An 8475-nucleotide genomic window follows, 5' to 3' on the forward strand; every position below is an offset into this window, starting at 1 on the left:
TCATCATAATCTCTCGTATCCTTTTTTGTTTAAAAACACGTTTTGAAAATCACCCGTAATTATTTAAAGCTGTGCTTTTTCAACTTGGAACGCCCACTCAAGCCATTGTGTTAAAATTTCAAGATCGGAAGCCTCAATTGTTATACCCGCCCAAATTCGAAGCCCAGGAGGAGCATCGCGATACGAACCGATATCATAAGCAACCCCTTCCTCATCAAGACGCTTCACAACCGCTTTTATAAAAGATACTCGCCTTTCCGTATCCAAAGCAGTAATCACTGGATCCACAATATCTAAACAAATAGCGGTGTTAGAACGCACTTCAGGATCTTTTGCCAAATATTCTAACCATGGCGTTTTGCGAACAAAAGCATCAAGTACAGAAAAATTTTTTTCAACCCGTGCTCTTAATGCCGCTGCACCTCCTAGAGATTTTGCCCACTTCAACCCATCAAGGAAATCCTCAACACAAAGCATAGAAGGTGTATTGATGATCTTTCCTTTAAAAATATCTTCGTTCAATTTTCCATTTTTTGTCATATAGAAAAGTTGGGGCATAGGCCAAGCTGGAACATGATTCTCAAGCCTCTCAACAGCACGAGGACTTAAAATCACCATACCATGTGCAGCCTCGCCTCCCAAAACTTTCTGCCATGAAAAAGTAACAACATCTAATTTTGAAAAATCAAGATATTGCGCAAAAGCTGCCGATGTTGCATCACAAATGGTCAATCCAGCCCGCTTATGCGGAATGAAATCCGCATTAGGAATACGCACACCAGAAGTTGTCCCATTCCATGTAAAAACAACATCCCGATCAAAGTCAAGTTGTGTTAAATCTGGTATTTCACCATAAGGAGCTTCAAAACGACGCACATCAGAAAGCTTTAATTGCTCGACAACATCTTTATTCCACCCAAACCCAAAACTTTCCCACGCTGCCATATCAATGCCACGCTCACCTAATAGAGACCATAGAGCAGCCTCAACAGCACCGGTATCTGATCCTGGCATAATTCCTATACGATGATCAGAAGGAACCTCAAGAATCTCACGGGTTAAATTAACAACTTCAGCAAGTTTTAATTCTGCTTCTCTAGATCTATGTGAACGCCCAACTAATGCATTTTTAAGAACATCAAGAGTCCAACCAGGCCGTTTGCTACAAGGGCCTGAAGAAAAATTAGTATTATTGGGACGATTACTTGGTTTTTGTAACATTATCATTATTTCTCCCCTTTTAGATGTTTCTCTTTCTTTATAAAGAAAAACAAATTATTATAAAGACTAATCAATAATCTTTTTAGAAAAAAGTCAAAAATGTTGTCTATTATTTCGTATGCTTAAAATTTAGGGAAACTTTATAAAAAAATCTTTCTTAATCATTCTTCTCGATTGATTCTCTTAACTTTTTTTCGTATCACCACCACGATAAGACAGCATTCTAATAACAATACACTAAAGTGTCCAATATACCTATCAAATTTATTTTATGATAAAGATTCATTGATAACGCTCTAGAATAGGGAGATAAACTTATTAAAAAATCAATTATTTTTCTTTTGATGACTGGACAGAGAAAATTTTAATGTTATAACCGCAAACGCTTTATATTTTTTATGAAGCATGCCCAGATAGCTCAGTTGGTAGAGCAGCGGACTGAAAATCCGCGTGTCCGTGGTTCGAATCCGCGTCTGGGCACCACTTTTTGTGTTTAAAATATTGAAATATACAGTTTTTTCTTTAAATAACCATTTTTAGACCACCTTCTACAGTTTATATAATTTTATCTAATTTGCTCCTTATTTTTCTTTGGAGTGAAGGCTAAGATCTTTTTCTTTCTCCACCTCACTGCTCTCCCTAGCTTATATGGCTCCGGAAACAAACCCTGAAGCACCCAATTGCGAATCGTTGTTGTGGATACACTAAAAAGCTGTGCACACTCACGTGTCGTTACATATCTATCTCCATCATCAAATATCATCTCATTACCTTTCTCTTTTTTATGTTACTTAATCCCCTCCTCGTCCTATAGGACGAGGAGATGAAATCAATTGTTTAAAACTAAGCCGCTTTCGTGACGGGCTTCTGCAAACTCGGATCATAAGCTCGCAACAAAGAATCCATTCTATGGGGCAGCTCTGAATCTCCAAAATCCGTTAAAACTGCTAGAATCTTTGTAATATTTGGAATTTCATCTTGAAGTTTTAAAATCAAAGCTTTTTCTACTATGCTCATGATGTCAACCAAGTCACTACAGTCTTTGTCATCTACGTATTCACAATTGATAAACTGAGACAACGCTATCCACAAATCACATAAAAAGTCGATACTGGTATTCATTGCACACCCCCAAAGATTTGTTCTCTCAAACAAGCCAATCCTCTGGATGTGATTTTTGTTGAAGGGAGTACCTTTTCTGTACCATCTGGTCTTTGGATAGTGATAGCAGGACAGTCCATGAAACCTTTTTTGATTTTATCCTGATAAGGTAACAGAGGCGCCCCTGGAGCCCGTCGATACACCCAATCATGTTTACGCAAGTAATTGGTTAAGTCCTTTGGGCGCACCTCCAACATCTTCGCTGCTTCGATAAGACCGAATAAACCATCAGAGCGTTTTAAACCTTCCAAAGCTTCTGCTTTAGGCTTGAGTGTACTCACCTCATTTCTTAAGTCTTCTAATTGATTGATACTCTCTAAAAGGAGCTGTTTAATCGTAAGAGGATTTTCCAAAGCATTGGCAAGATTTATTTGTGGTGTTGCTACTTGTCTTTCCAATTCTTGCCAGCGGTCAATAATCTTTGCTCGTAAAGCAGTGCTGTAACCCGAAACAAGAATTAAACACTCACGTTTGGGAAGATTGTAGCAAGGAAGAGTACGACCTATTGAATCTCTGTAGAATCCTGCAAATTCACTCAGCTCAATTTTGAGCTCAGTGAGTATTTGCCGAATATCCCGCATAACATTCCGATGTTCTTTACCACATAATTCTGCAATTTCACGACTCGACATAGTCTGAGTGGTAGCACTATTAGCAGTGCTTTCTTTAATTTCTATAAGTGTGTTCACTGTGAACTCCTTGGTAATAGAGGTTTTCTATTGACACTCTAAAAGAGTGCCGGGTGCTAGAAAACACGGTACCAAGTCCGTCGTCACACCTTTCCCGTGAGGGTATTGTATAGTGTAACTACACCCGACAAGACCGTTATATGCTACAGCATATAATGAGTCAAAATCTTTAATGTTCAGAAGACTGATTATTTCGGCAACCAATCCGCTTGGTATTTTAAGGTGTTTTCTAGGCACCTGATTCGGTAATAGACATACTGATAGTATTTTGTCAAATAAAAAATTAAAAAATCGGCGCTTATAAACTATATCGATTTTATCAGTAAATTCGTATTTCTTTTCCATAATTGTTGCTTTTAATGCATGCTTTGTCTTTTAAGCTCTTGAGACAGCACACCAATTCCTTTTGCTGTGATTTTTGCGCAAGGAATGACTTTTTCTATTCCACTTGCGGTTTGAAGTGTGATAGTTGGACAATCCATAAGTTTCTTTTGGATTTTGTCTTGATAAGGTAGCAAATTTCCACCTGCTGCTCGTCTGTAAACCCAACCTTTTTGCTGTAAGAAGAGAATGAACTGTTTTGGTTGCATCTCGAGTATTTTAGCGGCTTCTGTAAGACCGAAGAGTCCATCATGGCGCTGTAAGCTTTCAAGAGCCATTGCCTTTGGTTTTAAATTTGCAATAATGTTATCTTTTTGTTCATTTTCATTTTTGAGATACGTTAAAACACCAAGCATAACTTGAGGACTTGAGTAGTCGATTTGTGGTATTGCTGCTTGCTTTTCTAATTCTTGCCAACGGTCTATAATCCTAGCACGTAATGTCATGCTGTAACCAGAAACTAAAATGAGGCATTCGCGTTTAGGGAGGTTGTAACAGTTTTGGGGCTTACCCTGTTTATCTAAATAGGTGGATCCAAATTTGGATTGCCCCCCTTCAGGATATAATTCTCCTAACATTTGTCGAATATCACGCATAATATGCGCATGTTGCTTACCGCATAACTCTGCAATTTCACGACTAGACATCGTTTGAACTGTTGTGTTTTGAAAATTTCTTTCAGATGTTGTGATAAAATTATGCATGCTTCACTCCATTCGTTGTGACAACATTGTCATTGTGCTTGATTTGCTGTCTTAGATGTCTTAAGAAATCTTCTAATGTTTCAGGATTTGAATAATCGATTTTTGAATTTACTTTTTTTTCGCATTTCAGAAAATATTCACGCACTTGTTTACCTTTGAGACCAGGTTCACAAATGGCAATGTGTTTTGCTGTGTCTAAAGTGAGAGCATAATCTTTAAAAGGATTTCCACGTGAGGAGTTTGATAATTCTTTAGTAGAAAGTACAAAGTCGACATCTTCTCTAAAGCTAAGTTCTTTAATACAGTTTGTTATCCACTTTCTAAACTCGGTTTTTACCTCTAAAAAGGTATATAAATCACGAGCGCTAATAGTTTGAACCTTTTGATGCTGGATAATATTGTATTGAGTAGCAAGAAGCTTTTCCATTACGAACCTCATGTTGATGGGATTGATGAATGAAAGGGGGCGCTTTTAAATGCGCCCTTCAGAATTTAAAGCACATCACAAGGACGCAAACGGTGTTGTTGTTCGTAAGTACCGTAAATCTCATCATTATATTTTTCGTCTGCGATTTCGTCTAAAAGTTCTTGGTAAGCATCACTTTCGCGTACAAAGTCATGAACTTTACTCTCATCATGGAGATGTTCGATATTTTCTTTTACATATACTTCTGCAATTTCTTCAGAGATATCTTCACAATTATTCTCAGAAGGATTGATGCGAAAGATTTGGATTGCATCATCTGCCTCGTCAATAATTTTTAGAACTTGGCTTTCATCCAGTGGTCCCGACCGACCAATGTTTTGATCATCATCATAGACAACTAATAAGATTTCATCAGAATTTATAAGAATTGGATTTTCCATAATTTCTCCTCCCTAACGCCTCTTGGCGATTGTTTGTGCGTGGTTTATGGATATATTAGTACAATATGAATGAAATACAGTCGAGTACAAAGTGTACTATTTTTTCAAAAAAATAAAAAATGACGAATCATCGACTAATTTAAGAATCAATAAGCATGCAGTTTATTGTAGAATCAATAATCTGCTATGACTTGCTGATGGCATCTAATTGATAACTTAAATAGAGAATCTTAATTGTACTTACATGTCAAGAATAGTGCGTCGTACACGACCTATTATAGAAATGGCACCTTCAAGTTTTGGAGCTTTTATTGTTTTATCGTACGAAGCAGGCTGAAAAGGAGGATTATCATTTGGTCTATATCGCTTATATGTAGCTTGCCCAGTTTCATCTGCAATTACATAGCAGGCATTAGGTACAAGCTTTTTGTCTCGCATATTTACAAGTATTATGGAATCTGGAGGACTAATTTTATTCATGGATGCACCATCTACACGCAATGCAATCCATTCACCGGCAGGAAGATTAACAGCTTCTGTCATAGGATAATCTGAAAAATCCATTATCCCATCTTGCTCGCTTAACTCTCCAGCACTAATCCATGAAATAAGAGGAATACTTATATTAAGACTAGGATTTTCTTGAGGAGATTCACCATATAAAATCCATCCCGGATCGACGTTAAATACTTGTCCATAGAGTTCGGCTTTTTGTCGAGAAACAGGACGATTTCCATTTTCATGACTAATTAGAGTATTTTGATTAAGAGCTGATATAGCGCGCGCAGCCTCGCTCGGTGTTGCATACCCAGCATTTTTACGCGCTATTTTAAGTCTATCTTTTGGCAAATAACTCATTCGTACATTATCCACTATTTTTTTCATTCATTGTGTACGATTTTATCTTGATTTAAAATTGTACGTAATGTACTATTTTGATCATGGTTAATAATTTTTATGTCAAAAATTTGATTGAGTCTTGGGGATCTATAGGTCAATTTGCGAAGGAAATCGGTTGTAGCTATGAAGCTGCACGTAAAATGCGCGATCGCAATAGTATTTCTCCAAAATATTGGAACATAATTATCCAATTGTCTGAATCCAAAGGTCCACCTTGGGTTACACTAGATTGGTTTCTTCATATGTATGAGAATAAATCTCATGGTGTTTCTCTTTTAATAACAGAACAAGGAAAAAGTACGATTTCTTTAACGGAGAAATTTACAACATCGGATGGGGCAATTCGTATGAATAATTCTACAGATAACAACAAACACCCACAGCATCATTCACACTCTTAAAGAAGAAAGATCATGAGAAACGGAATATTAAAGAAACTCTACACACAGTTTTGTAGATTAATAGGTTGTAATATGAAAATTGAGAATGGAGATAAGTTTGTGAAAGAATTTATACAAATACCGGATCGTGATTGTAGCATAGAAGATCTTATAAAACGACATAGAACTCATACAAAAGTTCTTGCAAAACAAGAAGAATGGCATAAGTCACAATTTGATAATTGGATGAGATGGCATGAAGCAACTCTTGCAGAGCGAGATAAGTCAATTGAACAACAGCAAGTAGTACTTGAAAACCTATCCTCTTTAATTAAGCAAAAAAATGAAACGCTATACAGCCAAAGGCTAAAGTTAGCTTCACAGATGAAAGTTATTGATGAATTAAACAATAAAATCATTGAGTTAATCAACAAAAAAGAAGAACCAAGATTGATCGATTTTATTTTTGCAGGAGAATGCTTTTAATTTTGGCATCAAAAAAACCACAAATGAGGATTATCAGCCAAAAAGGAATATTCAGGGCCAAATTCGTCATATGTATCTTTTGAGCGTGGATATGAGGCCCAAAAATGAACAGTGAATGTTTCCTCTGGGTTAACAATCGAAGTGTGGTCAAGTGTAAAATTTGCAATGTTGCGGGAATTAGGCTTACGGCAGCTAATTATGAAATCTAAAAAAGTGTAGCATTTAGCACGTATAATAAAAAAATTCAAAGCGAACTCTGATGAAGCATTTGATTTTATATTTTGGGGACATAACGCAATGAGTTTTGGAGTTGTTCTTTTAATGACGAGGTGTTCACCTGAAGTTTTAGATGGCCATCTAACGAAAGGGCAAGCATTTTTAACAAACTTAAAGGGACTTTTTTCGATATGCGTATATTCCTTATCATTATATCTTCTCTAGTAAGATTTTTAATGCACAATTTCACCCTAACGCGTGAAGTGCCTTCATATTTTTGTGGGAAGAATACTGCCTTCAATTTCAAATATGGTCCCAAATCCCGTGCTTTTTTATCTTCTAATAGAATAGCTGTCTGGGTTTCTGATGCTATAGTTTGTCGTTGGAAGATTTTAAGTTGTTTTTTTAAGCTTCGTTGTTGTACAAAAAGTGTCACCATTCCAGTAACTATCGTAGCAATGATAGGAGCAATCGTAAGATTATCACTTATCCAGTGCAGCAAAAATACAGCACTATCATTTATCCGGTGCAATAAAAATACAACCTTATCAACTACCCATTCTTGCATCATAACTCCCCCCAATTTTTTAGAATCGCTGGGAGGATACTTTTTCATAAACATTTTTTCAAGACAAGCAATCACAACACGCTCTGTCATAGCACACATATAAACACGTAGAGCCTTAAGGGGGGATTATGATCACTAACGCACAAACCATTTTATATCTTGATCTAGGGACTAAGACAGGCTGGGCGATACGTGGTGCGGATGGTCATATAACAAGCGATACAGAAGATTTTCAATCACGCCGTTTTGAAGGCGGTGGTATGCGTTATTTACGCTTTAAACGGTGGCTTACTGAACTAAAGAGATCTGTTGATGAAATTGACGCGGTGTATTTTGAAGAGGTGCGCCGGCATGTGGGTACAGATGCTTCTCATATTTATGGGGGCTTTCTAGCAACCTTAACAGCGTGATGTGAACATCATCAGATACCATATGAAGGCATTCCTGTTGGCACAATTAAGAAGGCGACGACAGGAAAAGGCAACGCCTCAAAAGAAGAAATGATTAAGGCGGTATGTGCAAAAGGACATGTACCTAAAGACGACAACGAAGCAGATGCTTTAGCAATTTTATATTTGATGAAAGAAGGGGATATACATGTCCAGTAAAATACCATGGACGAGACTGTTTGCCGATAAATGGGCGGTGGTCGTCGATTATTTACCTCCTGTAGAAGGTAATATCTATATGAGATTGCGATTTCGCATGCTTCGTACTGGTGAACCTCTTTTTTATAATATTAAAGTTTTAGCTCATTACACTGGTTATTCAGTAAAGAAATTTGAGACAGCATTGAATGTTTTGCTAGAAGAGGGATACATCATTCGTTTAGAAGATGGTCGTTTGTGGAGTTCACAAGTTGAGGAGGAACTCAATAACTTCAATGAAGATCTAAATAATAA

General features: G+C 36.9%; 12 protein-coding genes, 1 tRNA gene and 1 pseudogene. 5 read left to right on the plus strand and 9 right to left on the minus strand.

Annotated elements, in window-relative coordinates:
* Positions 1–63 precede the first annotated feature (63 nt).
* Positions 64–1227 (minus strand): phosphoserine transaminase, encoded by a 1164-nt coding sequence (locus ACFINS_RS04325; protein ID WP_375612053.1) that lies wholly within the window; start codon positions 1225–1227, stop codon positions 64–66.
* A gap of 401 nt (positions 1228–1628) precedes the next feature.
* On the opposite strand from ACFINS_RS04325, the gene ACFINS_RS04330 reads away from it, so the two are divergent.
* Positions 1629–1704, plus strand: a tRNA-Phe gene (locus ACFINS_RS04330).
* A gap of 82 nt (positions 1705–1786) precedes the next feature.
* Here the strand turns inward: ACFINS_RS04330 and ACFINS_RS04335 are convergent.
* The 7 genes from ACFINS_RS04335 to ACFINS_RS04365 form a co-directional block, all read right to left on the minus strand.
* Complete coding sequence (locus tag ACFINS_RS04335; protein ID WP_375612052.1) at positions 1787–1984, minus strand: helix-turn-helix transcriptional regulator; 198 nt, start codon at positions 1982–1984, stop codon at positions 1787–1789.
* A gap of 80 nt (positions 1985–2064) precedes the next feature.
* Positions 2065–2343, minus strand: coding sequence for a hypothetical protein (locus ACFINS_RS04340; protein WP_375612051.1), 279 nt, complete (start codon positions 2341–2343; stop codon positions 2065–2067).
* Complete coding sequence (locus ACFINS_RS04345; RefSeq protein ID WP_375612050.1) at positions 2340–3071, minus strand: phage antirepressor KilAC domain-containing protein; 732 nt, start codon at positions 3069–3071, stop codon at positions 2340–2342. The genes ACFINS_RS04340 and ACFINS_RS04345 overlap by 4 nt, the downstream gene beginning before the upstream one ends.
* A 356-nt stretch (positions 3072–3427) precedes the next feature.
* Positions 3428–4156 carry a Rha family transcriptional regulator gene (locus tag ACFINS_RS04350; protein ID WP_375681936.1) on the minus strand — a complete coding sequence of 243 codons (729 nt, stop codon included), beginning with the start codon at positions 4154–4156 and terminating at the stop codon, positions 3428–3430.
* The gene (locus ACFINS_RS04355; protein WP_375613828.1) at positions 4149–4583 is read right to left on the minus strand and encodes an antA/AntB antirepressor family protein; all 435 of its coding nucleotides are present in this window, start codon (positions 4581–4583) and stop codon (positions 4149–4151) included. The genes ACFINS_RS04350 and ACFINS_RS04355 overlap by 8 nt, the downstream gene beginning before the upstream one ends.
* 65 nt (positions 4584–4648) lie before the next feature.
* Entirely contained in the window at positions 4649–5023 is a 375-nt protein-coding gene (locus ACFINS_RS04360) for a hypothetical protein (RefSeq protein WP_375612047.1), read from the minus strand.
* A gap of 240 nt (positions 5024–5263) precedes the next feature.
* Positions 5264–5881 carry a S24 family peptidase gene (locus tag ACFINS_RS04365; RefSeq protein WP_038473481.1) on the minus strand — a complete coding sequence of 206 codons (618 nt, stop codon included), beginning with the start codon at positions 5879–5881 and terminating at the stop codon, positions 5264–5266.
* Positions 5882–5964: 83 nt separating this feature from the next.
* Between ACFINS_RS04365 and ACFINS_RS04370 the strand changes: the two genes are divergently transcribed.
* Complete coding sequence (locus tag ACFINS_RS04370) at positions 5965–6324, plus strand: hypothetical protein (protein WP_375621131.1); 360 nt, start codon at positions 5965–5967, stop codon at positions 6322–6324.
* Positions 6325–6396: 72 nt separating this feature from the next.
* Complete coding sequence (locus tag ACFINS_RS04375) at positions 6397–6789, plus strand: hypothetical protein (RefSeq protein WP_375621132.1); 393 nt, start codon at positions 6397–6399, stop codon at positions 6787–6789.
* A gap of 274 nt (positions 6790–7063) precedes the next feature.
* On the opposite strand, the gene ACFINS_RS04380 is transcribed toward ACFINS_RS04375, so the two are convergent.
* Positions 7064–7663 (minus strand): hypothetical protein, encoded by a 600-nt coding sequence (locus ACFINS_RS04380; RefSeq protein WP_375650637.1) that lies wholly within the window; start codon positions 7661–7663, stop codon positions 7064–7066.
* Positions 7664–7701: 38 nt separating this feature from the next.
* On the opposite strand from ACFINS_RS04380, the pseudogene ACFINS_RS04385 reads away from it, so the two are divergent.
* Positions 7702–8181: pseudogene (locus tag ACFINS_RS04385) on the plus strand (crossover junction endodeoxyribonuclease RuvC).
* The coding region (locus ACFINS_RS04390; RefSeq protein WP_375650632.1) for a DUF1376 domain-containing protein at positions 8171–8475 on the plus strand (305 nt) is incomplete at its 3' end. The pseudogene ACFINS_RS04385 and the gene ACFINS_RS04390, both read left to right, overlap by 11 nt.

Source organism: Bartonella sp. AA2SXKL (genome assembly GCF_042197205.1).
GTDB lineage: Bacteria > Pseudomonadota > Alphaproteobacteria > Rhizobiales > Rhizobiaceae > Bartonella.

What these genes read in the sequence shown, in the direction of transcription:
- ACFINS_RS04350 (WP_375681936.1), bottom strand. Translation starts at nt 4,156, where the DNA reads ATGCATAATTTTATCACAACATCTGAAAGAAATTTTCAAAACACAACA.
- ACFINS_RS04335 (WP_375612052.1), bottom strand. Translation starts at nt 1,984, where the DNA reads ATGATATTTGATGATGGAGATAGATATGTAACGACACGTGAGTGTGCA.
- ACFINS_RS04380 (WP_375650637.1), bottom strand. Translation starts at nt 7,663, where the DNA reads ATGACAGAGCGTGTTGTGATTGCTTGTCTTGAAAAAATGTTTATGAAA.
- ACFINS_RS04325 (WP_375612053.1), bottom strand. Translation starts at nt 1,227, where the DNA reads ATGATAATGTTACAAAAACCAAGTAATCGTCCCAATAATACTAATTTT.
- ACFINS_RS04340 (WP_375612051.1), bottom strand. Translation starts at nt 2,343, where the DNA reads ATGAATACCAGTATCGACTTTTTATGTGATTTGTGGATAGCGTTGTCT.
- ACFINS_RS04375 (WP_375621132.1), top strand. Translation starts at nt 6,397, where the DNA reads ATGAAAATTGAGAATGGAGATAAGTTTGTGAAAGAATTTATACAAATA.
- ACFINS_RS04365 (WP_038473481.1), bottom strand. Translation starts at nt 5,881, where the DNA reads ATGAGTTATTTGCCAAAAGATAGACTTAAAATAGCGCGTAAAAATGCT.
- ACFINS_RS04370 (WP_375621131.1), top strand. Translation starts at nt 5,965, where the DNA reads ATGGTTAATAATTTTTATGTCAAAAATTTGATTGAGTCTTGGGGATCT.
- ACFINS_RS04360 (WP_375612047.1), bottom strand. Translation starts at nt 5,023, where the DNA reads ATGGAAAATCCAATTCTTATAAATTCTGATGAAATCTTATTAGTTGTC.
- ACFINS_RS04355 (WP_375613828.1), bottom strand. Translation starts at nt 4,583, where the DNA reads ATGGAAAAGCTTCTTGCTACTCAATACAATATTATCCAGCATCAAAAG.